This window comes from Rhodococcus spelaei (assembly GCF_006704125.1).
GTDB lineage: Bacteria > Actinomycetota > Actinomycetes > Mycobacteriales > Mycobacteriaceae > Rhodococcus_G > Rhodococcus_G spelaei.
On record NZ_VIGH01000004.1, the window covers coordinates 305,880 to 332,876 of the forward strand.

A 26,997-nucleotide genomic window follows, 5' to 3' on the forward strand; every position below is an offset into this window, starting at 1 on the left:
TCGATCGGAGAGGCCGTAGCGATGACCGTACCCACCTTTCCCCGCCCCGCGCCGGTCGATCTCGCGCACCACAGTCACCTCACCGGGATCTTCGCCCCGCAGCGCACCGAGGTGGACGTGCGCGACCTCCAGGTGATCGGCGCGCTGCCCGACGACCTGCAGGGCGCCTACCTGCGCAACGGTCCCAACCCGCGCTTCGACCCGATCGGCAACTACGTCTATCCGCTCGACGGTGACGGCATGGTGCACCGCGTCGAACTGAGCGGGGGCACCGCGCGGTACACGAACAGGTTCGTCCGCACCCCGATGGTGGTCGCCGAGGAGAAGGCCGGCCACGTGATCTGGGCGGGCGCGACCGACCTGTACACCCCCGGCGAGCGGGAGGTCGGGCCGGAGTTGGCGGGCACACCGCGCGAGCTGCCCGACATCAACGTCGTCCGGCACGGCGGCCGGCTGCTCGCGATGGCCGAGACCGCACCGCCGTACCGGCTCGACCCGACCGACCTGTCCACGCTCGGCCGCGAGACCTGCGACGGCGCCATGGCGGTCGGCAGTACCGCGCACCCGAAGGTGGACCCGGTCACCGGCGAGATGGTGCTGTTCAACTACCTGCTCGAGGCGCCGTACCTGACCTGGTCGGTCGTCGCCCGCGACGGCTCACTGTCGCGACCGCCGACCGTGGTCGAGGGCCTCGACAAGGCGCTGATGATTCACGACATGGCGCTGACGGAGCGCTTCGTCGTGCTCGTGCTCTGTCCGCTGGTCTTCGACATTCCGGCGATGCTCACCGGCGGGGCGGTGCTCGACTGGCGGCCCGACGAGGGCACCCGCATCGCGTTGATTCCGCGTGACGGTGGTCCGGTGCGCTGGGCGAGTTGCGAGGCGTTCTGGGTGTGGCACTTCGCGAATGCCCGGGACCTGCCGGACGGCCGGGTCGGCGTCGACTACGCCCAGTGGTCGTACCCGGGCCTGCTCGCCACCGGCGACGAGCCCGCGCTGGGCGGACTGGTCCGTGCGGTGATCGATCCCGTCCGCGGCACCGTGGACCGGGAGGTCGTGTGCGATCGCGACGTCGAGTTCCCCCGCGTCGACGACCGTCGGCTCACCGGCCTGGGCGGGACGGTCGCGGCCATCGGCAAGCTGCGCGGGCGCGAGGGCATCATGGACTCGCTGTGGTTCGTCGACCCGGATGCGGGGACGGAGACGCATTGGGAGCCAGGCTCTCTCGCCGTCGCGGAGCCGGTGTTCATCCCCGGCGCCGGGCGGGACTACTGGGGAATGCTCGGCACGGACCGCTGTGATCTGTCGTCGTGGTTCCTGCTGCTGCCCGCCGACGATCCGGGGTTGGGTCCGGTCGCGAGGGTGCGGCTGCCGATCCGGGTTCCCGCCGGCTTGCACGGGGCCTGGCTCCCTGCCTGATCGTGTTCTCGGTCACTCTCGGTCGGGTATTCCCTTCGCTAGCTTTGATAAGGACGGTCACTCGTCGGATACTGCTGAGTCGCGGGGGCGCTCGACGTCAGTTTCATGCTGGCTAATTCGTGTCAGGGTCTGGGGTTAGGGAGTTCTCGAGGTAATGCGAGGGGTTGGTTCGTCGCGCGCTGGTCGCGGCAGGGGGAGTTGGCGGTCGTCGAAGCGGCATCTGTGGCTGCTCGGGTTGATGGCGCCGCTGAGTCCGTTCGTCGCGTGGCTTCTCGTGCGGGCGTTCGGGCTCGGACTGTTCTGGGCCGCCGGTGTGCTGCTGATGGCGGTCGTCATCCCGCTGGTCGACGTGGTGGCCGGCGTCGACAAGGCCAACCCGCCCGACGAGGCGATGACGGCGCTGGAGAACGACCGGTTCTACCGCTGGTGCACCTACCTGTACCTGCCGGTCCAGTACGCCGGCCTGGTCTTCGCCTGCTACCTCTGGACCACTGCGCCGATGGGCTGGCCCGAGCGGCTGGCCATGGCGGCCACCGTCGGTGTCGTCGCGGGCATCGGCATCAACGCGGCGCACGAGCTCGGTCACAAACGGCCCACCCACGAGCGGTGGTTGGCGAAGATTGCGCTCGCGCAGTCGCTGTACGGACACTTCTACGTCGAGCACAATCACGGCCACCACCTGCGGGTGGCGACCCCCGAGGACCCGGCGACCGCCCGGTTCGGCGAGTCGTTCTGGGCATTCCTGCCGCGCTCGGTGACGGGTGGCGTGGGCTCGGCGTGGCGGCACGAGCGCGACCGCCTCGCCCGTCGCGGCGAGCGCACCTGGAGCCCGCGCAACGACGTGCTCAACGCGTGGGCGATGAGTGTCGCGCTCTTCGCGGTGCTGATCGCGGTCTTCGGTTGGAGCGTCGCTCCGTGGCTGCTCGTGCAGGCGGTGATCGGGTTTGCGCTGCTCGAGTCCGCGAACTACCTGGAGCATTACGGGCTGCTGCGGGCGAAGCTGCCGAGCGGTCGGTACGAGCGGGTTGCGCCGGAGCACAGCTGGAACAGTGACCACCTCTGCAGCAACCTCTTCCTCTACCACTTGCAGCGGCACAGCGACCATCACGCAAACCCGCTGCGCCGGTACCAGACGCTGCGCAGCATGCCCGAGGCCCCCCAGCTGCCCGCGGGATACGCGACGCTGATCTGGCTCTCGTTCGTGCCGCCGCTGTGGCGCCGGGTGATGGACCCGCGACTGCTGGCGCATTACGGCGGGGACCTGTCCCTGGTGAACGTGGTGCCGGGATCGGTGGTCGCGCCGGAACGGGTGTCCGCTGGGCGGTAGTCGGGCCGGGTGCGGGCATCTCACCCTTTCTGCCGCGCGCACAACGGTTTTGGGCGTGCAGCGAGGGTGTGACGGCGACAGCGGGTGTGTGCTCGTCGGGGTTCATGGTCGCGCAGTGCGCTCGACGCGACCGTACGTCCAGCAGGTCGAACACGCGCCGGGCGCGGGCGGCACTGGGACGTCCCGCGATCGCTCCGGCCGCACGGGCGAGCACCGCGGACGTCAGCCCGGTGCTGCGCAAGGCGCGGGAGTGAGACGGCGCAAACGAAAACGCGCCCCGACCGAAACCGGTCGGGGCGCGTTCCCTGGCTGGTGCTACTTCTTGCGGCCGGGGGCCTTCGCTCCGGACTTGAAGCCGAGCGCGCCGGGCTTGGCCTGCGGCGGTGCCGGGGCCTCGGCCGGTGCGGCAGCCTCGGGTGCAGGTGCCTCCGCCGCGGGTGCCTCAGCCTCGACCGGCGGAGCCTCGACCGGCGGAGCCTCGACCGGAGCCGGTGCAGCCTCGACCGGTGCAGCCTTCTTCGCGCCCGGAGCCTTCGCTCCGGACTTGAAGCCGAGCCCACCGGCCTTCGGCTGCGGCGGTGCGGCAGGCGCCGCAGCAGCAGGTGCTGCGACCGGCGCAGCCTCGGCGGCGGGTGCCGGTGCGGCAGCAGCAGGAGCCGGAGCGGCAGGCGCCGGAGCAGCGGCCGCCTTCGCGCCCGGAGCCTTGGCGGCGCCCTTCATCTGCAGCCCCTTGCCCGGAGCCTTGGCGCCCGAGGCGAGCCCCAGACCCTTCGGCTTCTCGGCAGCGGGTGCCTCAGCGGGGGCGACTGCCTCTGCTGCAGGTGCGGCGGGAGCGGCGGCGGGCTTGGCGCCCGGAGCCTTCGCTCCACCCTTCATGCCCAGACCCGGAGCCTTAGCCCCGCCCTTCAGGCCGAGGCCCTTCGGAGCGGCGGGTGCCTCGGCGGCGGGTGCGGCGACCTCGGCGGCCGGTGCGGCGGCGGGCTTGGCGCCCGGTGCCTTCGCGCCGGGAGCCTTGGCCAGACCCTTCATACCCAGGCCCTTGGCGGCCGGCTTCGGGGCACCGGCAGCGGCCGGGGCGGCCGGGGCGGCGGGTGCCGCAACCTCAGCCTCGACCACAGGAGCGGCTTCGGCGACCGGCGCCGCGACCTTCTCCCGCTGCGCGACCTTCAGGTTCGCGGTCAGCACGGACGGCTCGAGCCGGGTGACGGAGTTCAGCATCAGCTGCGCGACGTCCACGACCTCGACGCCCTCGCCGAGGCCCTGCTCCTGGCGTGCGGTGACGCCGTCGGTGAGCATGACACGGCAGAACGGGCAGCCCGTGGCGATCTTCTTGGGATCGGTGGACAATGCCTCGTCGACGCGGTCGACGTTGATCCGCTTGCCGATGTTCTCTTCCATCCACATGCGCGCGCCGCCGGCGCCACAGCACATGGACCGTTCGCCGTGCCGCGGCATCTCGACGAGCTTGGCGCCGGAGGCCTCCATCAGCTCACGGGGAGCGTCGTAGACCTTGTTGTGGCGGCCGAGGAAGCACGGGTCGTGGTAGGTGACGTCTTCCTGCACCGACGCGACCGGGATGAGCTTCTTCTGGCGAACCAGGCGGTTGAGCAGCTGGGTGTGGTGGATGACCTCGTAGTCGCCGCCCACCTCCGGGTACTCGTTGCCGAGCGCGTTGAAGCAGTGCGCGCAGGTGACGACGATCTTGCGCTTGGACTGCTCGACGCCGTCGAAGACCGAGTTCAGCATCTCGATGTTCTGCATGGCGAGCTGCTGGAAGAGGAACTCGTTGCCCGCGCGGCGAGCGGAGTCGCCGGTGCAGGTCTCGTCGGCGCCGAGGACCATGAACTTCACGCCCGCGGTGGCGAGCAGCTCGGCGACGGCCTTGGTGGTCTTCTTCGCGCGGTCCTCGTAGGCGCCGGCGCAGCCGACCCAGAAGAGGTACTCGTAGTCCTCGAAGGTGTCCGCGTCCTTGCCGAACACCGGGATGTCGAAGTCCATCTCGGAGATCCAGTTGAGGCGGTCCTTGGAGTTCTGGCCCCAGGGGTTGCCCTTGTTCTCGAGGTTCTTGAACAGGCCGGCCAGCTCGGACGGGAACTCCGACTCGATCAGCACCTGGTAGCGGCGCATGTCGATGATGTGGTCGACGTGCTCGATGTCGACCGGGCACTGCTCGACGCAGGCGCCGCAGTTGGTGCACGACCACAGGGTCTCGAGGTCGATGACGGGCGCGAGCTCGCCCTCGACCGTCTCGCCGACCAGCTTGCGTCCGGCCTCGGTGAGTGCGGCCTCGGGGATCTTGGCCAGTGCGGCCTCGTTCGGCTTGCCGTCGGCGTCGACCAGGCCGATCTCGTCGCCGCCCATGTCCTTGCGGCCGCCGGCGAGCAGGTACGGCGCCTTGGTGTAGCCGTGGTCGCGCAGCGACATGATCAGCAGCTTGGGCGAGAGCGGCTTGCCGGTGTTCCAGGCGGGGCACTGCGACTGGCAGCGACCGCACTCGGTGCAGGTGGTGAAGTCGAGCCAGCCCTTCCAGGAGAAGTCCTCGATCTGGCCGGCGCCGAGAGTGTCGGTGTCGGGGTCGACGTTGTCCATGGTCAGGGCCTTGCCCTTGGACATCATGGGCTTGGCCGCGCCGAGGGCGACGCCGCCGTCGTCCTCACGCTTGAAGTAGATGTTCGGGAACGCCGAGAAGCGGTGCCAGGCGACGCCCCAGGTGATGTTGCGGCCGACAACGAAGAGCCAGACCATGCCGGACATCAGCTTGACGAACGCGAAGATCGAGATCAGCGTGACGTTCGCCGGGATTACCTTTGCGATCTGACCGGTGATCGGGTCGGTCCAGGCGGAGTGGCCGGCCAGCGACAGTACTCCTGCCTTCACCAGCACCATGCCGATGCCCTCGGTGAGCACGACCCATTCGACGAAGTAGGCGGGGCCGAACTTCGATCCGCTGAAGCGGGAGAGGCGCGCGGGCATCCGCGGGTGGTTGAGCTGGCGGAGGACCATCAGCGTGACGATGCCGACGACGGTGCCGACGCCGAGAATCTCGTCGCCGAGGTGGAACCACCACGTGTCACCGATCAGCGGCCACGACCAGGTGGGGTCGAAGGTCTGGCCGTACGCCATGAACCAGAACTGTGCGCCCGCGAGGAAGCCGATCATGACGAGCCAGTGCGCCCAGCCGACGGTGCGGAACTTCGCCATCCGGGTGTGCGCGATGAACTCGATGATCATCTGCTTGATGCGCGGGAAGAACGGGCGCCAGCGGTCCGGTGCTGGCTGACCGATCATCACTGTCTTGCCCATGGTCCAGGCCCCACTCAAGAATGAGGCCCAACACACAAGGCTGAGCAGTACGCCGATCGTGCCCAACGTGATCGTCAGGGCGTTCATGTCACGGCCTTTCCTTCTTCGACGGCATCGCCTGCGACTTCGCGGGCGGCACCTCGGTCCTGTGAGACTTCTCGGGCGGAGCCTCGGGTCATCTCACCGTTAAGTTACCCGTCGGTAGCATCACGGTTCAACGTCGAGTTCATCGCTGCACTGTCAGTTGATCGATCAGACGGCACAGGTGTTCTGACGCTCACCGTAAATCGTCGCCCTCGGCGGGCTCAGCGCAGGTCAGCCTAACTTCGAGGGATGACCTGCGCGGAAGCCCCCAGTTCGCGTATCGTTTTGCGCGGCTCACGGTCCTTGTTCTCAGAGGGCCCACAGATTAGGGTTCGCCTGTTGTTCAGACTTTTGTTGCCATGATGTTTCTTCCGGAGGGGATTCACCGAATGAGAATGAAGAAGTTCGCCGTGTCGTCGATGCTGGCGGTTGCAGCCCTGGGCATCGGCGCCGGCACCTCGCACGCGCAGCCCGCCGCGCCTGCTCCGGAGAAGATCAACTGGACCTCGAACATCGTCGACAAGTCCGTCGTGACCACCATCGACGCGGGCGCGTTCAAGGTCTCGGGCGACGGCAAGAACATCGAACTGCAGGACGGCACCGGCCACGCGGTCGTGAGCCTCCCGCTCGCGTTCCAGCTCAACGGCCTTCAGTTCCCGATGGACAAGAAGGTCAGTGAGGACGGCAAGACCGTCACCCTGACCCCGGTCTTCGATCTGGGCAAGGCGAAGACCGTGACGGGCGTTGCGCAGCCGATCAACGGCGCGGGCCTGGCGGTCAAGGACATCGCCTCGCCGGAGGAGAACCTGATGGCGCAGGACACCTTCACCTCGCAGCTGGCCGTCGCCACCGCGTCGGGTGGTCTTGTCGGCACCGTCATCGGTTGCGTCGCAGGCGGGCTTCTTGCCGCTCCCGGCCTTGTCACCGCCCTTCCGGGCTGCGTCACGGGTGCAGGTATCGGTGCAGTTATCGGCACCATCGTTGTCGGCGGCCCGACCCTGGTCGCCGCGGGCATCGGCCTGGGGCAGACGCTGACGGCGGAGCCGGGCACCACGGTGTACGCCAAGAAGTAAGACTTCACAACGCGAGAGCGGCCCGTCACCTCCAAAGGAGGTGACGGGCCGCTCTCGTATGTGTTGGACGTCGAGCCGCCCGACCGGATCGACATTCGTGCGCCGTGGACATCCGTGCGCCGTGGAGTCGATGTACGTCGACCCCACGGCGGTCACGTCGCGGTCAGGACAGGCCGGCTCCGCCCGCGTTGGTCGCGATCGTGACGATGTAGCCGATCGACGTGAACAGAACGGGGAGCAAATCCTCCATTGCACTTCCTTGTCTGTAATGCCGACGGTCCCGCCGGCGTCGGGTCCGACTGGTCCCCCCAGTCAGCTTTCGTTGCCGCGGCGAAAGACCAACTGCCGCAGCGACATCGGCATTCTACCGGCTCCGGCCGACAAATGTGAACGCTTGGTAAAGGCGCTCCGCGCCCGTGCGCGCCGTTCACCCCAGCTGGGGTGAACGGCGCGCACAGTGCGCGAAGCGCAAGAGGGGCACCGAGCGCGTGATGCACTCGATGCCCCTCTTTTGCGCCGGGCGCAACCTAGCTGGTGCGGACCTTCAGGCCCGGGTTGTCGCCGATGATGGCGTTGATCGGCGTCGCGAACAGCTGCGGCGAATCGCCCATCAGCGTCGTCACGACCGAGGCGACCTCGCAGTACTTCATGTCGCCCACGTTCGAGGCGCTGGAGATGCCGAGGGCGCGGTCGCCGGTGACGACGGTGCCGCCGCTGTCGCCCTCGAGGGCGCAGATGTTGGCGGAGAAGCCGTTTCGCAGGGTCCGCTGCCCGACCTTCACCGTCTGGTCCACCGCGTTGATGGTGCCGCAGCTGAATCCGGTGGTCAGGCCCGACTTGCAGACCGGCGCGCCGACGACCGGGTCGGCGGTGCCGGTGATCGCCAGGGGCGCCTGACGGGGCACGCGCACCAGGTTGTTCTGGAAGCGCGGCGCCGCGTCGTTGTCGATGCGGATCACCGAGAAGTCGTGACCGTCGAGGTTGGTGCGGGCGAAGGTGCCGAATCGCGGACCGAAGACGCCGTCGGCCGGCATCTGGAATGCAATGGATGCGGCCGAGGTGCCCGCGGCGCCGCGATTCGGATCGCAGTGTCCCGCAGAGATGTTCACGGTCGCGCCGCTGGCGTCGGTGCCGTTGAAGCCGAGCGAGCAGCGGAACGCGCCGTCCTTGTTCTCGGCGGCGTAGGAGTCGCCGCCGAGCAGGGCGTCGGCCGGGGCTCCGCCGTTGTTCACGGCGGCCGGGGCCACCGAGCCCAGCGCGGGGGACAGGGCCAGCACGACGCCGTCGAGGAAGTCGGGCAGCTGCAGGCCGCCGATTTCCGCGGTGTTCGTCACCCGCAGCACCAGGTTGTTGTTCACGGTGTCGACGACCGCGCCGCCGACCAGCCCGGCGAGCGGTGCGGGCAGCTTGGCGATCCAGCTGTTGGCCTTGGCGAGCTGGTCCTGCAGGGCCTTCTCGCTGTGCGGCAGGTCCTTGACGGTGTAGCCGGCGGCCTCCGCGGCCTTCCGGGCGGCGTCGGCGTCCTTGCCGTCGGTGAGCCCGATCAGCGGCTTGCCCGACGGGTCCAGCCACGCGCCCGCGAAGTTGTCCGGGAACTTGGCGCGCAGTTCGTTCGCGAACCCGACCAGCTTCTGGCCGGACTCGGCCTTCGCCAGGTACTGCTCGGGGCTCAGGCCGAGGTCACGCTGGATGGCCGTCACGAGGTCGGCGGGCAGCGGGGCGGCAGGCGCCGGGGTGACGGGATCCGCGTGCGCCAGGGCGGCGGAAGGCGCGATCAGGAGGAGGGCAGCCGTGCCGATCATCGCGGCACGGCGTGCGCGGACGCTTCGCATGGGGACCTTTCGGTGTCGGCATGCAGGTCGAGGGCATGCGGGCATGACACAGCCGGCTGTGGCCGAGTCGATACCACCTTATGGGGTTGACCGGCGCTTGCATACCGAGAAAGGGAAATCGTGGCGAACTCGAAAAACGCCGGGAACGGGCAAACCGACCATTGGTGCCGAAAGCGGCGACGGCCGCACCGAAAGTGTCGGTGCGGCCGTCGGAAGCAGGATCTCCGAGGAGTCAGGCAGGTGCGCTCGCGGTGCGGACCCGCAGGTCCTTGCCGAGCTTCGCGTTCGCACGGTCCAGGATCTTCTCGATCGGGATGCCGATGCTCGCGGTCCCGCCGTCCGGAGCGAGCACCAGGTTCGCCTCCATGCAGCTCGGGGCGCCGCCGGAATTGGAGCCGCTGGTGACGCCGAGGGCACGGGTGCCGGTCAGGATCGCGCCGCCGCTGTCGCCGCTGAGCGTGCAGGTGGATCCGGCGAAGCCGCGAACCAGGCGGGTGGAGCCGTCCTCCATGTGCAGCGGGGCGTCCACGCTCTCGGCGATGACCAGCCCGCAGGTGAACGTCGAGGTCTGGCCGGACTTGCAGATCGGCGCCCCGACCACCGGCCGGGCGGTCCCGGTGACGGTGACGGTGGTGCCGTTCGCGCCGCGCACCGACGGGGTGTCGAGGCCGGCGGCCACGCCCGCGTTGTTCAGCTTGATCAGCGAGTAGTCCAGGCCGTCGGCGTCGACCCCCATCGCGGAGTTGGTGAAGGCGCCGATCTGGGTGCTGCGGCTGACGTCGTTGTAGTCGGGCAGGTACACCGGTGAGCCGGCGCCGACGGCGGGGTGCTCCTGGCTCGGGTCGCAGTGCCCGGCGCTGATGTTGTAGGACTCGCCGTTGCCCGCGACGCTGTTGAACCCGAACGAGCACACGCCGATCTGCTCCGGCGTGGTGTCGTGGGAGAGCGGCTGCGCGGTGGTGATGTAGGTGTCGCCGCCCTGCGGCCCCTGATGCACCGGGCCCGGGCCGCCCGGCGTCAGCACGACCTTCAGCTGTGCGAGCAACGTCGGCAGGTTCAGCGCCCGGCCGAGCGGGCTGTTGACCACGTCGATGACGATCTGGTTGTCCAGCACGTCGATCGAGGTCGAGTTGATTTGCGAGGACACGTCTTTCGGGAGTCCGGTGATCCAGCTGTTCAGCTGGGCCAGCGAGCTCTCCAGGGTGTTCGCAGAGACCGCCGCCATCTTGGTGGCGTAGCCGTCCTTGGTGACCTGCTGCGCGGCCTCGGTGGTGGTCACCGCGACCACCGGGACGCCATCGGTGCCCAGCCACGATCCGGCGTAGCTGTCCGGCCGGTCGGTGCGCAGGCCGTCGGCGTAGGTCCCGAGGCGCTGCGCGAGTTCGGCGCGCTCGAGATACTGCTGCGGCGTCAGCTTGAGATCGCGGGAGATGGCCTCGACCAGGTCCGCAGGCAACTGCTGTGCCTGCTTCTCGGTCGAGAGGAGTTCATGCGGTGCGGCCTGTGCGATGGCGGTGACCGGGAGAAGCGTGGCAGAGGCCAGGATGGCGGCGCGCAGCGCCAGCGGCAGACGCATGAAGACCCTTCGTTGCGAGCGGACGGTTGTCAGCGCTCCACCTTAGGGCAAGGCGCGCGTGTCCGGCCGTAATCGCAGATCAATCAGGGTGCGACGCCGCACCGTTCGTCGATCAGGGCGCCGGCTGCTCGGCGGGCTCCGTCGTCGTTGTCGTCGTCGTGGTGGTCGTCGTGGTGGTGGTCGTCGTCGTCGATGCGGTCGTCGTCGTCGGCTCGGTCGTCGTGACGGGCGGCGGGGGCGGCACCACGATCGACGTGACCACCACCGGCGGCAGCGACGCGGTGGTGGTCGGCGCGACGGTGGTGCGGGCCGGTGTCGTGACGTCGGACGGGGGGATCGGAACCGCCGCGACCGTAGTTGTCGTCGGGGCGGGCGCGGCAGTGGTGGTGACGGCGACGGTCGTGGTGGCGGGGACGACGTGCGGGACCGGTGTGCCGGAGGTGTTGTCGCGGAGCAGGACCACGCCCGCGACGATCGCGCCGAGCAGCAGCGCGCCCGCGGCGCCGGCCGCGATCACGAGCGTGCGCCGGCGGCCCGGGTCGGGGGTGTCGGCCGCGGGGCCCGGAAGCACCTGAGCGACTGGCAGGCCCGGCCCGGCCTCGGTGAACGCGGTCGGCGGCGCCGGGGCGGGCAGCACCGGCAGGGAATCGGTGTCGGCTTCGCCGACCGATGACGCGGTGGCTTCGCCGACCGATGACGCGGTGGCTTGGCCCGACGGTGACGCGGCGGCTGCCGCGATGGGGGTGGTGGCCGCGGCGGCCAGCGCCGCACCGGTCGTGGCCGACCCGACGACCGCCGCGCTCCCGCCGGCGGCCAGGATCGCGGCGCCCAGCGCGGCGACGTGCGGCGGCGCGGTGACCGTCGCGATCCCGAGGGTCGCGGCGGCCAGCTCGGCCACCAGTGGCATCGCGGCGCCGCCGCCCGCCAGAAGTACCGTCCGAACGACGGCGGGGTCGAGTTCGTGGGCGCCGATCGTCTCGGCGACCAGGGACAGGCCGCCCTCGACCGGCCCGCGGAGCATCTCGTCCAGCTCCGCGCGCGTCAGCCGGACCGGCGTGTCCACTCCGGCAAGCGCCACCGCGACCGTCGCTTCCTCGGCGCTGCCGAGCTGCTCCTTGGCCAGCCGGCACCGGTCCCGCAGCGTCACCAGTTCCGCCTGCGTCGTCGGATTCGCCAGATCTATCGGACCCAGGTCGGTCGCGACGGACCCGAGCACGTGCTCGACGACGGTCCGGTCGAAGCTGTCCCCACCGAACAGGGTGGAGAAGGTGGACGGGCGGAGCAGGCCGTACGAGGCGGGGGAGGCGGTGCGCACCAACGACACGTCGAGTCCCGCGGAGCCCAGGTCGAACACCGCGACGACGCCGTCGCCGAGCGGGCCGTGCGCGGTCTCGAGCCAGGCGACCGCGGCGACCGCGTCCGACACCAGCGTCACCCCGCTGAGCCCGACGTGGTCGAGCGCGCCTCGCATCGCGTCGACGGTCGCCTCGTCCCAGGGCGCCGGGTGGGACGCGACGACGGTGGGGTCGGGCAGTCCGGGGAACTCCTCGTCGGCGAGGGTCACCAGGGCGCTCATCGCGGTCGCGGCGAGATCCTCTGCCCGGTACGAGGTTCCGTCCGGCCGGGGCACACCGGCCGGGTCGCCGACCTTCGCGACGAAGCCCGCGACCACGCCGTCGGTACCGGGTTCGAGCCCGAGGACGACCTCGTCGGTCCCGTCCGCCAGCTCGCTGAGTCGGAGGGTCGAGCGCCGTGTCACGGTCGGAGCGTCGGTGAGGGGCGTGCCCGCATCGCAGCGGACGGCGGTCGAATTGAGGTTGCCGACGCCTAGCCCCAGCCCCGCGGCCATCCATGTCCCCTTCAGTAATGCGAAGTATGTCCGGCCACAGTATCGGCAGAGCCTTCCCGGACCGCGGACCAGCGTCGCCTGCGCCGCAGGCCGGGTTGTCCTACGCTCGATCGGAGAGTGTTCGCCCACGAGGGAATCCGCGGCCGCACCGACTCCCGACCGCAGACGAGCGGAGTGCTGATGAGCGGAGTGCAGATGAGCAGTCCCGTCCCACAGCCCGTCCTCGAGCCGCTCAGCGCGGCTGCGCTCTTCCTGGTGGTGGTCGCGGGGCCGGGGGACGAGGACGCCGCGCACGTTCGCGCGGTGGCCTCCGATGTGGGATCGCTGGTGCGTGCGGTCGGCTTCCGTGAACTCGGCGGCTCGCTCCACTGCGTGGTCGGCATCGGCTCGGACTTCTGGGACCGCGTCGGTCCCGCGGAGCGGCCCGCTTCACTACACCCGTTCGTCCCGTTGCGGGGCGGGGTGCACAGCGCCCCGGCCACCCCGGGCGACGTGCTCTTCCACATCAAGGCCGCGCGCGCCGACCTGTGCTTCGAGTTGGGACGGCAGATCGTCACCGCGCTCGGCGACGCCGCCACGGTCGTCGACGAGGTCAGCGGATTCCGCTACTTCGACGCCCGCGACCTGCTCGGCTTCGTCGACGGGACGGAGAATCCCACCGGACCCGACGCCGGATCCGCGGCCCTCGTCGGCGCGGAGGACCCCGCGTTCGCCGGCGGCAGCTACGTGATCGTGCAGAAGTACCTGCACGACATGGCCGGGTGGGCCGCGCTGAGCACCGAGGAGCAGGAGCGGGTCATCGGCCGCACCAAGCTCGAGAACGTCGAACTCGACGAGGACCGCCAGCCGTCGAACTCGCACGTCGCGCTCAACACCCTCGTCGACGACGACGGTACCGAGCGGGAGATCCTGCGCGACAACATGCCGTTCGGGAGCCTGGCCGCGGGCGAATTCGGTACGTACTTCATCGGATACGCGAAGGACCCGGCGGTCACGGAGGAGATGCTCCGGCACATGTTCCTCGGTGACCCGCCCGGCAACTACGACCGGATCCTCGACTTCTCCACCGCGGCCACCGGCACCCTCTTCTTCGTGCCGAGTCGTGACGTCCTCGAATCGCTTGCCGCAGCAAGCGAACCCGAATCACCGGAAGATCCCGCCGACGAACCCCGGTACGACCTGTCCCTGAACATCGGTGAACTCAAGGGAGTTGCGCAATGACCGATTCGAAGAACCTGCACCGGCAACTGGCGCCGGTGACCGAGGCCGCCTGGCAGCAGATCGGCGAGGAGGCGGCGCGCACGTTCAAACGGCACGTCGCGGGCAGGCGGGTGGTGGACGTCGCGGGACCCTTCGGCTACTCGTACTCCGCGCACAACCTCGGCCGGGTGCGGCCGATCAGCTTCGTGGACAGCAGGATTCGCGCTCAGCTGCGCGAGGTGCACCCGCTGGTGGAGCTGCGGTACCCGTTCACGCTCAGTCGCGCCGAGGTGGACGACGTGGACCGCGGCTCGCTCGACTCCGACTGGCAGCCGGTCAAGGACGCGGCCAAGGCGATCGCGTTCGCCGAGGACCGGGCGGTGTTCGCGGGTTTCGAGGAAGCGGGCATCCGCGGTCTCGGACCGTCCAGCAGCAACCCGACCCTGGAACTGCCCGCGGACCCGCTGGCGGTGCCCGACGCAGTGGTCTCCGCGCTGTCGGCGCTGCGACTGGCCGGCGTCGAGGGCCCGTACTCGGTAGTGCTGGACGCCGACGCCTACACCGCCGTCAGCGAGACCCGCGACGAGGGCCATCCGGTGTTCCACCACCTCAAGGACCTGGTGGACGACATCATCTGGGCACCCGCGGTTCGCGGCGGGTACGTGCTGTCGACCCGCGGCGGGGACAACCAGCTCACGCTCGGCACGGACCTGTCGATCGGCTACGACAGTCACACCGCGACCGACGTGACGCTGTACCTCGAGGAGACGCTGACATTCTCGTCGTTGACGGCGGAGGCGGCGGTAGTGTTGGCGCGGTGACCTACAGCTACCGCGACGCCAACTTCCTGCAGAAGATGATGCGGGCCTCGGGCAGCATCGCACCGATCTCCTGGCTGTACGCCAGGACGCTGCACCGGATCGACCCCCCGGTGTTCCGGATGACGAAGGGCCGCAGGACTTTCACCGGCATCCTGACTGGTCTGCCGATGGTGATGCTCACCACGACGGGAGCCCGCAGCGGGCAGCCGCGGACAGTTCCGCTGGTCGCCGTGCCGGACGCGGGCAGGCTGTTCGTCGTCGCGTCGAACTACGGCCAGGAGGGCAATCCGGCCTGGTACCACAACCTGGTCAAGCATCCGGACGCGACGCTCACCATCAACGGCGGGGCGCCTCGGGCGGTGCGAGCCTACGAGGCCGAGGGCGCCGAGCGGGAGAGGCTGTGGGCGCTCGACCTCGAGGTGTACCCGGGCCGAGCCAGCTACCAGCAGCGCGCCACGGGCAGGCGGATCCCCGTGATGGTGCTCGAGTCCGTCGGCGACTGAGGTCGGGTTCCCTACTTCGGGTTGACGCTGACCACCTTGCAGACGAACTCCTCGAACTTCTCGAGCCAGTCGGCGACGAAGGCCGCGGTGTTCTGGTCGGTGATCTCGCCGTCCTCGTTGATCAGGCCCTCGGTGAACTGGATGTACGCCTCCGGCTGCGCCAGTTCGGGGGAGTTCACGAACGACAGGATGCTCCGCAGGTGCTGCTGGCCGACCGCGGTGCCGATCTTGCCGGGGGAGGTGCCGATGACGGCGGACGGCTTGTGCGCGAAGGAGTTCTGGCCCCACGGCCGGGAACCCCAGTCGATGGCGTTCTTCAGCGCGCCGGGAACCGAGCGGTTGTACTCGGGCGTGACGAAGATCAGGGCGTCGACGGCGGCGATCGCCTTCTTGAACGCGAGGCCCTCGGGTGGGTAGTCGGCGTCGAAGTCGTGGTTGTAGAGCGGCAGGTTCCCGATCGGGATCTCCCGGAGCTTCAGGTTGCCGCCGGAACTGAGTCGCAGCAACGCTTTTGCGAGCCTGCGGTTGATCGAGACCTTGGAGAGACTGCCGACGAACACACCAACCTGGTACGACATCTTCGGCCACCTTCCCGGATCGGGTCATCCGGATCGAGAGCTGGGATTTGCGCCTTCGGTACGGCTACTGAGGCTACGCCCCGTGCCCCATCGCCCGCAGCATGGAGAGCATCTCCGCGCGCGACTGTGCACCGAGGCGTCGGCGGATGCGCGCGACGTGGTGTTCGACCGTCTTCGCCGAGATGAACAACCGGCCGCCGATGTCGCGGTAGGTCAGGCCCGTCACCAGTAGCCGCGCCACGTCGGACTCGCGTTCGGTCAGTGTGGCGCCGATCTCGCGGTCGGCGCTCGGGGTGCCCGTCGACGCCGGGGGCGGACTGGGCCGCAGGGCCCGCGCCACCTGCAGCAGCGCAGTGGCGGTCGAGGTGTCGGCGACCCGTAGCGCGGCCTCGCTGGCGAGTCGGGCACCGTCCCAGGGCAGGCCGATCGCGCCGAGGGTGCATGCGGCCTGCTCGACCTCCGCGGCGTCGATCTCACCCTGGAGCACACGCAGCCAGGCCCGACCCGCGCGGGCGAGGCCGGCGGCGTACGAGCTGGTCTCGGCGGCGGCGCCCAACGCGGCGGCGTGCGGGATCAGGTCTGCGGGCGTCTCGGTGAGGATCGCGGCCTGCACGCCGTACCAGTGCAGCGGCGAACCCCACAGCGACGGCTCGCCGAGTCGGGTCAGCAGGTCCCTGGCCTGGTCGATCAGGTGCGCGAGCCGGTCGATCTCGTCCAGTCGGGCCGCGCCGAGCCAGAGTTCGCCGAGCGGCAGCAGGCTGAACACGTCCACGGAATGCTCCGCGATCACGCCCTGTGCGCGGTCCCACGACCGGCGCAACGCCCCGATGTCGCCGGTGCGCCGGGCCAGACCGACCTGCAGCGCGTCGGCGAACAGGCTGTCGCGCGGCCGCAGGTCCTCCGACGGAATCGAATCCACGGTCCGCGCGGCGCATTCCAGATCGCCGTGCACCATCGACACCCACGCGAGCAGCAGTTGGTGCCGGGCTCGGTCGACGCCGCCGTCGAGGTCGGCGTCGAGGGCGCGCTGCAGCACGGACTGCGCGCGGCCGAGTTCACCGCAGTGCAGGGCGGCCAGTGCGGCGACCGCCGCCGCGCTGTCGGGGAGCAGTCGCGGGCGGGAGGCGTTGGCGGCCAGGGACAGCGCGCGGGACATCGAGTTCAGTGCGATGGGGGTGGAGCCGGACATCGACTCGCGGAGCCCGGCCGCCAGCAGCGTGTCGGCCGCGGTGGCCGAGGTCGGCGGGGCGTCGGCGGCCGCGCCCGCCATCGTCGCCGCGGATTCCGGTCGACCGGCGGCGAGCAGCACCATCTCGGCGATCGGTCGGTCGGTGCCCGCGCGGTCGGAACCGAGCCACTCGTAGAGGTCGGCGCTGCGGGCCAGCATGCCCTGGCGCGCGGCCGTGCTGGCCGCGATCCGCACCGCGGCGGCGAGCTCCTCGGGCGTGGACTGTGCGGCCCGCTCGAGCAGGCCGTCCGCGAGCCGGGCCGCGGTCTCGACGTCCCCGCTCCGGCCCGCGGCCTCGGCCCGGCGCAGTGCGAGCGTCTCCGCGTCCCCGCCGGCCCACAGTGCCTCCTCGTACAGCACCGCGGACAGTCGAGGCGCCGCGGATTCGGCTTGGCTGCACAGGAACTCGGACAGGTCGGGGTCGGCGACGCCCGCCGCGGCGAAGGCGCGGGCCGCGGGCAGGTCGAGGGCGCCGAGCGACAGCTTGGTCTGCAGTGCATCGAGCTGCAGTCCGGCCAGGCGCTGGGCGCCGAGCGTCGCACGCAGCGGCTCGGCCACGGACACGAGCAGGGTGTCGGACGGCAGCAGCAGGCCACAGCCGCGGGCCCGGTCCACCAGGTCGCGACCGGTAACCGGATCGAGGGCGAGTTGCCGGGCCAGTTCCGCGCCGTCCAGTCCCGCCCCGATCGCGGCGACGGCCAGCGCCGAGAGCAGGTCCGCGTCGAATCCGGCGAGTACCTCGCCGTGGCAGGACGCGACCGCGGCGGCGACCGAACGCTCCATCCCGGACGGGGCACCCCCACGGGCGCCGCGCAGCGAGTCGAGGGCGGCGTCCACGCAGCGAGGAAGCCCGCCGGTGAGTCGGTGGATCAGCGAGGCGAGCTGACTCGGAAGGGGCGCTCCCAGAAGCAGTTCCGCACGCGCGGCGACCTCGCGCGGGGTGAGGTGGCCGAGCGTGACCGTGCCGTCCATCGCCGCGGACAGTCCGCGTAGGGCGTCGTTGGAGGGGCGCGGCTCGGCGGCCACCACCAGCGTGAGGTCGGTGCGCGGCGCCAGCGCGGCGAGCGCGGCGAGCGCCGTGGCCGGCAGCAGGTGGGCGTCGTCGATCACCACCGTGGAACCGGGCGCGGGTGCCGCGTCCGGAACGGTGGTCGCGACGGTCGCCGGCGCGTTCTCACGCACGAGCGCGAGCAGTGCCGACTTTCCGGTCCCCGACGCGCCGCGGACCAGACGATGCGGGTGACCGCCCCGGACCGCGTCGAGCAACGCCCGGGCGGCCGGGCCCGCAGCGGCCGCGGGCGCAGGCGGCGCCAACTGTGACAGCACTTTCGACTCCCTCACCCGCCGAACCTATTTCCCGGTACCGAGCACGCCGCCGAGCACGCCGCCGACACCCTGGCCGACGCCGTTGACGAGGCCGCCGACGCCGTTCGCGACGCCACCGACACCCTGGCCGACACCGTTCGCGACCGCTCCGGCGCCGCCGACGACGCCATTCGCGATCCCTGCACCGCCGTCGCCCGAGGGCTGACTCGGGGCGGGCGCCGGCGCCGGAGCAGGGGCCGGAGCGGGTGCCGGAGCGGGTGCCGGCGCGGGGGCCGGAGCAGGTGCAGGGGCAGGGGCGGCGGCCGCCGGTGCGGCCGCGGCCGCGGCGGGCGCCGGTGCGGCCGAGCCGGGTGCGGGCGCGGAGCCGGCGGTATTGCCCGCGGCCGACGCCTGACTGCCGCCCGATCCGGGCGACTGCGCCGCGGTGGCCGCGGCCTGGGTGGGGTCACCGGCGGCGGCGACCGGAACGGCCACCGGGGTGCCGTCCGGATTGACCGTCGCGGAGAGGCCAACCGGTGCAACCGGATTCGTCGTCCCGAGTGGACTGGTGCCCGCCGCTGGGGTGGCGCCGCCGCCGTTCGATGTGAAGGCACCGGTACCCAGGGACAGGCCGCCCGCCGCGAGCAGTGCGAACGCGGCCGCGGCGGCGGTGACGATGGCCGCCTTCTTCGGAGTGCTCATCCCGCCGCCGAGCCGGCGCCGCGACGGGGCAGCAGTCGATGTCCGTGCGGAAAGAGCTGCGGGAGAGAATGCTTCGGTCCTGTCATCCGCTGCTGCGTCCGCGGCGGCCAGGGTGGCACCGAGCACCGCGAACGCCGCGGTGTCCGCCACCGGCGGGACCATGAGGGCCGCACCGATGGAGGCGGCACCCTTCGCGGCGGTGCGAGCGGGATCGATGTCGGCGAGCACCGGCAGTCGAAGCTCCGCCGAGAGCAGTTCGGTGACGAGCGGAATGGCCGAGCTGCCGCCGGTCAGCAGCACCGCGCCCACGTCCGAGAGCTCCACGTTGGCGCTGCGCAGGGTCTCGCGGACCAGTTCGAGCGAGTCGGCGAGCGGCTCGCGGATCAGATCCTCGAGCTCCTCGCGGACCAGGCGGACGTCGCTGCGGCAGCCGGGCAGGTCGATCGCGATGACGGTCTCGGTGTCCGAGGACAGCGCCTCCTTCGCCTGCCGGCAACGCGCTCGAAGTTCGTCGAGGGCGGCCACGGCGGCGGGGTCGAGCGGGTTCATCTCGCCCAGTTCCGCGGTGACACCGTCGAGCACGTAGCGCAGCGTCAGGTGGTCGAACTCGGCGCCGGAGAAATCCTCGGACTGCATCGGCTTGCCGAGAATCTCGATGCTCTCGCCGGGTCGTACCAGGGTCACGTCGAGCGAGCTGCCGCCGAGGTCGTAGACGAGCACCGGGGCGTCGTCGAGCGACGGTCGGGACCGCTGCAGCCACGCGAGCGCCGCCTCCGGCTCGGTGACCAGCGCGACGTCCGGCAGCCCGTCGTGGTCGAGCGCGGCCGCCAGCACGTCCGACTGGTAGGACGACCACACCGCGGGATGCGCGACCACCACCGTCGGGGCCTCGGGCAGCTCGCGGGAGGCGCTGTCGACGAGGCTGCGGACCGCCGCCGCGACCAGGTCCTCGCCGGTGTGCGTCGAACCGTCGTCGGCGATCAGTGCCACCGGGTCGCCGACGCGCTGCGCGAAACCGGACACGAGTGATCCGTGCAGGCTTGCGGTGTCACCCGCGGTGGGCAGTCGTAGGGTCGCCCTGCCCACGGGTGGCAACACCAGCGTCGAGGCCGTGGTGACCGCCGCGTCGCGACCGCCGGACTGTTCGCCGCCCTCGGTGACCGCGACCGAGTTGACCGAACCGACAGTGAGTCCGAGTCCTACCGACATCGTCATTCTCCCGTGCTCTCGGATGCGGTTGGTTGAGTACCGCTGATATGCCCAGTGTCGTGCGCAGCGACGGTTTCGTTACCGTTTGCGGCGACAAAATCGCAGATGAGGGGCATTTCCCCTATGCCCGGGGGATCCCCTATGTCGCCCTCCCCGAAGGCGCCCGGGGCAATGGGGGGAGTTGACCCCGTTGGGCAAACCGCGCCCGGTCCATAGCGTCGAAGGCAAGAATTTCGTTCGAGTTCGCTGCTTCACCGAACTTCCCGCTTCACCGAATTATCAGGAGACCGACATGGCCACCAACGCGCTACTCGACTTCATCCTCAGCCTCCTGCGGGACGACGAGGCCCGCGCGCTGTACTGCAAGAACCCCGACGCGGTGCTCGCCGCGGCCGGCCTCGGCGACGTGTGCAGTGCGGACATCGCCTCGGTTGCCCCGCTGGTTGCCGAGTCCGGCATCTTCGCGGGCGGCGGCTCCGAACTGACCAGCATCCTCAACGCGGGCCTCGGCACGGCGCTCGGCGGCGGGGCCGAAGGCGGCCTCGGCGGAGCGGTGGGCGGCGGGCTCGGTGGCGGGCTCGGGCTCGGGGGCGGCCTCGGACTCGGTGCGGGCGCCGGACTCGGCCTGGGCGCGGCCGCGGGCGGCGGCTTCGGCGGTGGCGTCGACCTGTCCGCGGAAATCGGCGCGGCGCTGAGCGCGGCCCTGCAGGCGGCCCTGTACATCGGCGGCGAGATCGGCGCGCAGCTGGGTGCGGCGCTCGGCGCCGCCCTGCAGACGTCGGTCGCGGGCGGCCTCGACCTGAGCGGGGCTCTCGGCCTCGGTGGCGAGATCAGCGCGGCCCTCGGCGGGGCGGTCGGGGTCGGCGGCCAGGTGGTCGCGGATCTCGGTGCGGCGCTCAACGCGGCCCTGGCCGGCGCGACCGACATCAACCTCGGTGGGTTGGTCGGTGCGGCCGGCGGGGTGGACCTCAGTGCAGTGCTCGGTTCCGCCCTCGGCGTGGGCGGCGCGCTGGGCGCCGATCTCGGTGCTGCCCTCGGTGGGGTGCTCGGTGCAGCCGTCGGCGTCGGCGGCAACCTGGGCGGCGATCTCGCAGCGGCCCTCGGTGGCGGTCTCGACCTCGGTGCCGGGCTCGGCGCAGCACTGGGCGGGGCGCTGGGCCTCGGCGGCGGCCTGAGCACGGCCCTCGGCGGCGCGCTCGACGCCGCCATCGGCGTGGGCGGCGGCCTCGGCGCGGAGCTGACCGGCCTGCTCGGTGGCGGCTTGGGTGCCGGCCTCGAGGGTGGCCTCGGTGGTCTGGCCGACCTGGCGGGCGGTCTCGGGGGAGGCCTCGGTGGCGACCTGAGTGCGGTCCTGAGCAGCGCGCTCGGTGGTGCGCTGGGTGCAGGCGGGGTCCTCGGCACCGACCTGGGTGGCGCGCTCGGTGGCGCGCTCGGCGGCCTGGTCGACGCGGGTGCGGGCCTGGATCTCGGTGGGGCACTCGGACTCGGCGGCGCGCTGGCGGGCGCGCTCGGTGGCGGACTCGGACTCGACACCGCACTCACCACGGACCTCGGCGCCGCACTGAACGCCGCACTCGGCGCGGGCGGCCTGACGAACATCGGTGGGGACCTGACCGGCGCGCTGGGCGGCGTCCTCGGTGGGGACCTGACCGGCGCGCTGGGCGGCGTCCTCGGTGGGGACCTGACCGGCGCCCTCGGTGGCGACCTGAGCGCGGCCCTGAGCAGCGCCCTCGGTGGTGCGCTCGGTGCGGGCGGGACCATCGGCACCGACCTGGGTGGCGCGCTCGGCGGCGTCCTCGGTACGGCTCTCGGCGCGCAGGGCGGCCTCGGCGGTGCGCTGGACGCGGCACTGGGCGGCGGCGCCGATCTCGGTGGCGCGCTGAGCAGCGTCCTCGGCGGTGCACTGAACCTCGACAGCGGGCTCGCGGGCAGCCTGGGTACCGCGCTCGGGGGCGCCCTCGGCGCGGGCGGGTTGACCGGGCTCGACCTGGGCGGGCTGCTCGGTGGCGGGGTGGACGCCGGACTGGGCGGCGACCTCGGTGCCGCTCTGAGCGCCGCGCTCGGCGCGGGCGGCGGGGCGGACCTCGGTGCGGCCCTCGGTACGGCGCTCGACGGCGTCGTCGGTGGCGGCCTCGACCTCGGCGCCCTGGCTGGCGCGGAAGGTGGCCTCGGTGGCGCGATCAGCTCCGCGCTCGGCGGTGCGCTCGGCGTCGACGGTGGACTCACCTCCGACCTCGGGGCCGCGCTCAACGGCGCGTTGAACGTCTCGGACCTCGACCTGACGGCCGCTACTGGACTCGGAGGCGTGCTCCAGAGCGCCTTCGGGGTCGGCGGCGAGATCGGATCCAACGTCGGCGCCGCGCTCGGAGGGGTGCTCGGCGCCGGCTTGGGTGGCGATCTCGCCGCAGACCTCGGCGCGGGAGCCGGGGCGAGCGCAGGACTGGACCTCGGCACCGCGCTCAGTGGGGCGCTCGGCGCGACCGGCGGGGCGGGTGCGTCCTTGAGCACCGCCCTCGACTCCGCGCTCGGTGCCGGCGGCTCGGCGACCGGCGCGCTGAGCGGACTGCTCGGGGCGGGCGGTTCGGCGACGGCGGGACTGGGTGGACTGCTGGGCGCAGGCACTGGCCTGGCCGGCGGCCTCGACACCGCGCTCGGGGGTGTGCTCGGTGCGGGCGGTGGAACGGCCGCGGACCTCAACTCCGCCGTCGGCGGTGCCGCGAACGGCGCGATCGACACCACGGCCGGGCTCGGGGAGGGCCTGACCGCGGGACTCAGCGGTGGTCTCGGCGGGCTGATCGACGCCGGCACCGGACTCGGCGCCGATGTGACCGGCGCGTTGCACACGGCGACGGACGCGGGGGCGGGCCTGACCGGCGCGGTCTCCGGCGTGACGGATGCGGGGGCCGGGCTGACCGGCGCGGTCTCCGGACTGGCGGATGCGGGGGCCGGCCTGACCGGCGCGGTCTCCGGTCTCGCCGACGCCGGCGCCGGCCTGACCTCCGGCCTGAACGCGGCCGCGAACGTCGGTAGCCACCTCGGCGCGACCGTCGGTGGCGTGGCCGGGGCGGCCGGCACCGCGTCCGGCTCGGGCACCGCGTCCGGCTCGGGCGCTGCCGGTGGCTCGACGACGACGGACGGGCACGCGGGCGGCGACCTGGCCGGCGGCCTCACCTCCGGCCTGCACACTGCGGCCAGCGGAATCGGCGATGTGATCGGCTCCGGTGTCGGGCACGCGGCGGGCGCGGCGACCGGTGGCGGCGACGTGATCGGGTCCGGTGTCGGGCACGCGTCCGGTGCGGCGGCAGGCGGCGGCAACGCCTGGTCCTCCGTGGACGCCTCGCATGCTTTCGGCAACGAGGCCACCACGACGCACGAGTCGGACACGGGGCTGTTCTCCAACGGCATCGGTGGCGTCACCGGCGGCCTGTTCGGTGAGCACCACGACGCGACTGTGGTCGACACCCACACCGGTGGCGACACCAGCGCGCACGTGGATCCGATGCATCACTGAGCCGTCGAAGTTGTAACGAAACCGGCCCCGCACACGCTATTCGTGTGCGGGGCCGGTCTTCGCGGAGAGAAATGTGGGTCGGGTTCATGGACAACGCATCGGGAGCGGTCGTCACGCCTGCGTCGAGCACCGAGGCCAGATCGGCTGCGACGGCGGAAATGGTCGCGATGCTCGAAGGGACCACGCAGATCGCGCGGTCCGCGGGCCGCGGTGACCTGGTCGCGAGGTTGGACGGAGCGACCAGTCGAGTGCTCGATCCGCGGATGCGGATCGTCGTGGTTGGCCCCCTCAAGCAGGGCAAGAGTCAGCTGGTCAACTCGCTGCTCAACCTGAACATCTGCACGGTCGGTGACGACGAGACCACCGCCGTGCCGACGGTCGTGGCGTGCGCGGAGACGGCGTCCGCGGAACTGGTGCTCGCCGAGCCCGGCTCGGAGCCGATGCGGGTACCGTTTCCGCTGGACGAGCTCGGTCGGCTCACCCCGACGACACCGCTGGCGGGTGGACGCGAGGTCCTGCGCGTCGAGGTCAACGTCCCGAGCCCATTGCTGGCGGACGGGCTGGTACTCGTCGACACTCCCGGTGTCGGTGGACACGGAAACCCTCATGCGGCAAGCACTCTCGGTCTGCTACCCGCCGCGGACGCGGTGTTCGTGCTCTCCGACGCGAGTCAGGAGTTCACCGAACCCGAACTCGCCTTCGTCCGCCAGGTGCTCGGCCTCTGTCCCGCGGTGGCCTGCCTGATCAGCAAGACCGACCTGTACCCGCACTGGCGGGAGATCGTCGAGGCCGACCGCGGCCACCTGGCACGGGAGGGGCTGGCCGTACCGCTCATCCCGGTGTCGTCCGCGTTGCGCTCGCATGCGCTGCGCCTGCAGGACGCCGAACTCAACGAGGAGTCCGGATTCACCGCGCTCTACGACTTCCTGCGCGAGCAGGTGCTCGCCCGCGGCGATGTGAGCACCCGCCGTGCGGTCGCGTTGGACGTGCACTCGGTCTCCGAGCACCTCACCCTCGCGCTGGGCAGTGAGCTTGCGGCGCTGCGTGATCCGGAGAAGGGTGCCGCCGCCGTCGCCGAGTTGCAGCGCGCCAAGGTGGCCGCGGAGGAACTGCACAAGCGCACCTCGCTATGGCAGCAGACCCTCTCCGACGGCATCACCGACCTGGCCGCCGACATCGACCACGACCTGCGGGACCGGCTGCGCCGGGTGACCAGGGAAGCGGAGGAGACCGTCGACGAGGGCGACCCGGGCAAGGACTGGGCTCAGCTCGGCGAGTGGCTCGAGCAGCAGGTCGCGACGTCGATCGGCGACAACTTCGTGTGGGCGCACGACCGCGCGGTGTGGCTGGCAGAGGTGGTGGCCGAGCACTTCGCCGAGTCCGGCGCGGTGGACCTGCCGCACCTGGACGTGGCCGATCTCGACGGCGTCCTCGAGCCGGTGGCCTCGCTCGCCGACCTCGAGTCCGGTCGGATCGGCATCACCCAGAAGGTGCTGGTCGGGATGCGCGGCTCGTACGGCGGCGTGCTGATGTTCGGCCTGATCACCACCATGATGGGCATGGTGCTGGTGAACCCGATCTCGGTGGGCGCGGGACTGCTGCTCGGCACCAAGGCCTACCGCGAGGATCGGGAGGCGCGAGTCCTCAAGCGGCGCAGCGAGGCGAAGATGGCGATCCGGCGTTTCGTCGACGACGTCAGCTTCCAGATCAACAAGGAGTCCAAGGACCGGCTGCGGCTGATCCAGCGGATGCTGCGCGACCACTTCACCGCCATCGCCGAGCAGACCCTGCGCTCGCTGAACGACTCGCTGCGCGCCGCGCAGGAGGCCGCGAACCTGGCGTCCGCGGAACGGTCCCAGCGGGCCGCCCTGATCGAGGACCAGATGCGTGCCCTCGCGGAGCTGAAAGACGCTGCCGGACGGCTGCTTCCGGCCGGGTCCGGCGAGGGGTCGACGGCATGAGTGTCGGGGCACTCGGGCAGGCGCGTGAGCTGATCGGGTCCGCGCGGGGGCTGTACTCGGGCGATGCCGGGGTGCGGGCCCAGCTGGACGGCTGCGCGGAGCGGATGGAGGAACCGCTGCGCGTCGCGCTCGCCGGGTCGTTGAAGGCCGGTAAGTCGACGCTGCTCAATTCCCTTGTCGGACAGGACATCGCGCCGACCGATGCGACCGAGTGCACCCGGGTGGTGACCTGGTACCGCAGCGGCGCCACGCCGACGGTGACGGCCTGGTACGACGGCGACCGCACGGCGAACGTGCCGGTGCAGCGCCGCGAGGGCAGCCTGAGTTTCGACCTCGGCGGACTCACCGCGTCGGAGGTGGACCGGCTCGAGGTGGAGTGGCCGGCGAGGGCGTTGCGGCACACCACAATCATCGACACCCCCGGTACCTCCTCGCTCTCACGGGACGTCTCGGCGCGCACACTGCGGATGCTCACGCCGGAGGGCACCGCGTCCGGCGCAGACGCCGTCGTCTACCTGCTGCGTACCCTGAACGCGAGCGACGTGCAGTTCCTCGGCCAGATCGGTGCGCACGTCGGCGGCGAATCCGGACCGCTCGGCGTGGTCGGGGTGGTCTCCCGAGCAGACGAAGTGGGGGCGGGCCGAATCGACGCGATGATGTCCGCGAAGGAGGTCGCGGCCCGCTTCGCCGCGGAACTCGAGCTCACCGGGCTGTGCCAGGCGGTGGTTCCAGTGGCGGGACTGCTGGCGCTGGGCGCACGCACGTTGCGTCAGAGCGAGTACGCGGCGTTCCGGGCACTGGCCGAGGTGCCCGCCGACGACCTGCAGTTGGCGATGCTCTCCGCGGACCGGTTCGCCCGTCCGGACAGTCCGCTGCCCGTCGACGCGTACACCCGCGGGCAGCTCGCGCACCGGTTCGGACTGTTCGGCATCCGGCTGGCGGTCGCCTTGATCAAGCTCGGCACCCCCGATTCGCCCACGCTCGCAGCCGAACTCGTCGAGCGCAGCGGTCTCGACGAGCTGCGGCAGGTGATCGACGTGCAGTTCGGTCAGCGCGCGGACCAGCTCAAGGCGCACTCCGCGCTGCTGGCGCTCGAGCGGGTGCTGGCCGCCGACTCCGGTTCGGAGGCCGGTCGCCTGCTGGTCGCCACCAAGCGGCTGCTCTCGGATGTGCACGGATTCCAGGAGATTCGGCTCCTCGGCAGACTGCGGTCCACTCAGATCGCGCTGTCCGACGAGGATTCCGTGCGCCTGCAGCGGCTGATCGGTGGTTTCGGCATCGCTCACACCGAGCGGCTCGGCCTGGACCCCGACGCGGGGTTCGCCGAGCAGCGGGACACCGCCCTCGCCGCCGTGCGCGGCTGGCGGGCCTGGGCCGAGCACCCCCTGGTGGACCGGTTCACCTCCCGCGCCTGCGCGGTCGCCGCCCGCAGCGCCGAGGGCGTGTTGGCGGAGCTCGCCGCCCGCTGACCCGCCCCAGCCCCCCTTGCTCCCCCCTCCTCCCCCAGGGTGATGGG

17 protein-coding genes are annotated in these 26,997 nt (G+C 71.4%); 10 read left to right on the plus strand and 7 right to left on the minus strand.

Translation table 11 applies throughout. The features are described from left to right. Nucleotides 1–21: 21 nt before the first annotated feature. From FK531_RS10825 to FK531_RS10835, 3 genes are all read left to right on the plus strand, one after another. Nucleotides 22–1,419 carry a carotenoid oxygenase family protein gene (locus FK531_RS10825; protein WP_142099037.1) on the plus strand — a complete coding sequence of 466 codons (1,398 nt, stop codon included), beginning with the start codon at nucleotides 22–24 and terminating at the stop codon, nucleotides 1,417–1,419. A 154-nt stretch (nucleotides 1,420–1,573) separates the two neighbouring features. Then, nucleotides 1,574–2,746, plus strand: coding sequence for an alkane 1-monooxygenase (locus FK531_RS10830; RefSeq protein WP_142099040.1), 1,173 nt, complete (start codon nucleotides 1,574–1,576; stop codon nucleotides 2,744–2,746). A gap of 68 nt (nucleotides 2,747–2,814) precedes the next feature. After that, nucleotides 2,815–3,000: a hypothetical protein gene (locus FK531_RS10835; protein WP_142099043.1), complete on the plus strand. Its 186-nt coding sequence runs from the start codon at nucleotides 2,815–2,817 to the stop codon at nucleotides 2,998–3,000. A 61-nt stretch (nucleotides 3,001–3,061) separates the two neighbouring features. Here FK531_RS10835 and FK531_RS10840 read toward each other — a convergent pair whose 3' ends face one another. Continuing rightward, on the minus strand, nucleotides 3,062–6,136 hold the full coding sequence (locus tag FK531_RS10840) for a (Fe-S)-binding protein (RefSeq protein WP_142099046.1): 3,075 nt from the start codon (nucleotides 6,134–6,136) through the stop codon (nucleotides 3,062–3,064). A gap of 386 nt (nucleotides 6,137–6,522) precedes the next feature. On the opposite strand from FK531_RS10840, the gene FK531_RS10845 reads away from it, so the two are divergent. Beyond that, nucleotides 6,523–7,206, plus strand: a complete 684-nt coding sequence (locus FK531_RS10845; protein WP_142099049.1) for a DUF8020 domain-containing protein — start codon at nucleotides 6,523–6,525, stop codon at nucleotides 7,204–7,206. 527 nt (nucleotides 7,207–7,733) lie between these two features. Here the strand turns inward: FK531_RS10845 and FK531_RS10850 are convergent. From FK531_RS10850 to FK531_RS10860, 3 genes are all read right to left on the minus strand, one after another. Then, nucleotides 7,734–9,038, minus strand: a complete 1,305-nt coding sequence (locus tag FK531_RS10850; RefSeq protein ID WP_142099052.1) for a S1 family peptidase — start codon at nucleotides 9,036–9,038, stop codon at nucleotides 7,734–7,736. Between the two features lie 232 nt (nucleotides 9,039–9,270). Next, nucleotides 9,271–10,614 (minus strand): S1 family peptidase, encoded by a 1,344-nt coding sequence (locus FK531_RS10855; RefSeq protein WP_142099055.1) that lies wholly within the window; start codon nucleotides 10,612–10,614, stop codon nucleotides 9,271–9,273. 112 nt (nucleotides 10,615–10,726) lie between these two features. Beyond that, nucleotides 10,727–12,373, minus strand: coding sequence for an Hsp70 family protein (locus FK531_RS10860; RefSeq protein ID WP_181762906.1), 1,647 nt, complete (start codon nucleotides 12,371–12,373; stop codon nucleotides 10,727–10,729). 285 nt (nucleotides 12,374–12,658) lie between these two features. Here FK531_RS10860 and FK531_RS10865 point away from each other — a divergent pair, with 285 nt between their 5' ends. From FK531_RS10865 to FK531_RS10875, 3 genes are read left to right on the plus strand one after another with little or no spacing between them, the layout of a single operon-like run. Continuing rightward, nucleotides 12,659–13,684 carry a Dyp-type peroxidase gene (locus FK531_RS10865; RefSeq protein ID WP_142099574.1) on the plus strand — a complete coding sequence of 342 codons (1,026 nt, stop codon included), beginning with the start codon at nucleotides 12,659–12,661 and terminating at the stop codon, nucleotides 13,682–13,684. Further along, nucleotides 13,681–14,484: a family 1 encapsulin nanocompartment shell protein gene (locus FK531_RS10870; protein ID WP_142099103.1), complete on the plus strand. Its 804-nt coding sequence runs from the start codon at nucleotides 13,681–13,683 to the stop codon at nucleotides 14,482–14,484. Before FK531_RS10865 ends, FK531_RS10870 begins: the two co-directional genes overlap by 4 nt. Continuing rightward, nucleotides 14,481–14,987, plus strand: coding sequence for a nitroreductase family deazaflavin-dependent oxidoreductase (locus FK531_RS10875; RefSeq protein WP_142099105.1), 507 nt, complete (start codon nucleotides 14,481–14,483; stop codon nucleotides 14,985–14,987). The genes FK531_RS10870 and FK531_RS10875 overlap by 4 nt, the downstream gene beginning before the upstream one ends. Before the next feature lie 11 nt (nucleotides 14,988–14,998). Here FK531_RS10875 and FK531_RS10880 read toward each other — a convergent pair whose 3' ends face one another. From FK531_RS10880 to FK531_RS22880, 3 genes are all read right to left on the minus strand, one after another. Then, the gene (locus FK531_RS10880; RefSeq protein ID WP_142099107.1) at nucleotides 14,999–15,565 is read right to left on the minus strand and encodes an NADPH-dependent FMN reductase; all 567 of its coding nucleotides are present in this window, start codon (nucleotides 15,563–15,565) and stop codon (nucleotides 14,999–15,001) included. Nucleotides 15,566–15,638: 73 nt separating this feature from the next. Then, nucleotides 15,639–18,134, minus strand: coding sequence for a LuxR C-terminal-related transcriptional regulator (locus tag FK531_RS10885; protein ID WP_246098097.1), 2,496 nt, complete (start codon nucleotides 18,132–18,134; stop codon nucleotides 15,639–15,641). A gap of 9 nt (nucleotides 18,135–18,143) precedes the next feature. Beyond that, nucleotides 18,144–20,009, minus strand: coding sequence for an Hsp70 family protein (locus FK531_RS22880; RefSeq protein ID WP_142099109.1), 1,866 nt, complete (start codon nucleotides 20,007–20,009; stop codon nucleotides 18,144–18,146). Between the two features lie 292 nt (nucleotides 20,010–20,301). On the opposite strand from FK531_RS22880, the gene FK531_RS22885 reads away from it, so the two are divergent. The 3 genes from FK531_RS22885 (at nucleotide 20,302) to FK531_RS10905 (ending at nucleotide 26,950) form a co-directional block, all read left to right on the plus strand. Continuing rightward, nucleotides 20,302–23,520, plus strand: a complete 3,219-nt coding sequence (locus tag FK531_RS22885; RefSeq protein WP_142099111.1) for an IniB N-terminal domain-containing protein — start codon at nucleotides 20,302–20,304, stop codon at nucleotides 23,518–23,520. A gap of 158 nt (nucleotides 23,521–23,678) precedes the next feature. Next, a complete protein-coding gene (locus FK531_RS10900) occupies nucleotides 23,679–25,481 on the plus strand; it encodes a dynamin family protein (protein WP_246098114.1) in 1,803 nt (600 codons plus the stop codon). After that, the gene (locus FK531_RS10905) at nucleotides 25,478–26,950 is read left to right on the plus strand and encodes a dynamin family protein (protein ID WP_142099115.1); all 1,473 of its coding nucleotides are present in this window, start codon (nucleotides 25,478–25,480) and stop codon (nucleotides 26,948–26,950) included. Before FK531_RS10900 ends, FK531_RS10905 begins: the two co-directional genes overlap by 4 nt. Nucleotides 26,951–26,997: the final 47 nt, after the last annotated feature.

Excerpts from the sequence above, each read along its gene's own strand:
- FK531_RS10825 (WP_142099037.1), top strand. The coding sequence starts at position 22 with ATGACCGTACCCACCTTTCCCCGCCCCGCGCCGGTCGATCTCGCGCAC.
- FK531_RS10840 (WP_142099046.1), bottom strand. The coding sequence starts at position 6,136 with ATGAACGCCCTGACGATCACGTTGGGCACGATCGGCGTACTGCTCAGC.
- FK531_RS10850 (WP_142099052.1), bottom strand. The coding sequence starts at position 9,038 with ATGCGAAGCGTCCGCGCACGCCGTGCCGCGATGATCGGCACGGCTGCC.
- FK531_RS10830 (WP_142099040.1), top strand. The coding sequence starts at position 1,574 with ATGCGAGGGGTTGGTTCGTCGCGCGCTGGTCGCGGCAGGGGGAGTTGG.
- FK531_RS10870 (WP_142099103.1), top strand. The coding sequence starts at position 13,681 with ATGACCGATTCGAAGAACCTGCACCGGCAACTGGCGCCGGTGACCGAG.
- FK531_RS10880 (WP_142099107.1), bottom strand. The coding sequence starts at position 15,565 with ATGTCGTACCAGGTTGGTGTGTTCGTCGGCAGTCTCTCCAAGGTCTCG.
- FK531_RS10845 (WP_142099049.1), top strand. The coding sequence starts at position 6,523 with ATGAGAATGAAGAAGTTCGCCGTGTCGTCGATGCTGGCGGTTGCAGCC.
- FK531_RS22885 (WP_142099111.1), top strand. The coding sequence starts at position 20,302 with ATGGCCACCAACGCGCTACTCGACTTCATCCTCAGCCTCCTGCGGGAC.
- FK531_RS22880 (WP_142099109.1), bottom strand. The coding sequence starts at position 20,009 with ATGTCGGTAGGACTCGGACTCACTGTCGGTTCGGTCAACTCGGTCGCG.
- FK531_RS10905 (WP_142099115.1), top strand. The coding sequence starts at position 25,478 with ATGAGTGTCGGGGCACTCGGGCAGGCGCGTGAGCTGATCGGGTCCGCG.
- FK531_RS10900 (WP_246098114.1), top strand. The coding sequence starts at position 23,679 with ATGGTCGCGATGCTCGAAGGGACCACGCAGATCGCGCGGTCCGCGGGC.
- FK531_RS10855 (WP_142099055.1), bottom strand. The coding sequence starts at position 10,614 with ATGCGTCTGCCGCTGGCGCTGCGCGCCGCCATCCTGGCCTCTGCCACG.
- FK531_RS10865 (WP_142099574.1), top strand. The coding sequence starts at position 12,659 with ATGAGCAGTCCCGTCCCACAGCCCGTCCTCGAGCCGCTCAGCGCGGCT.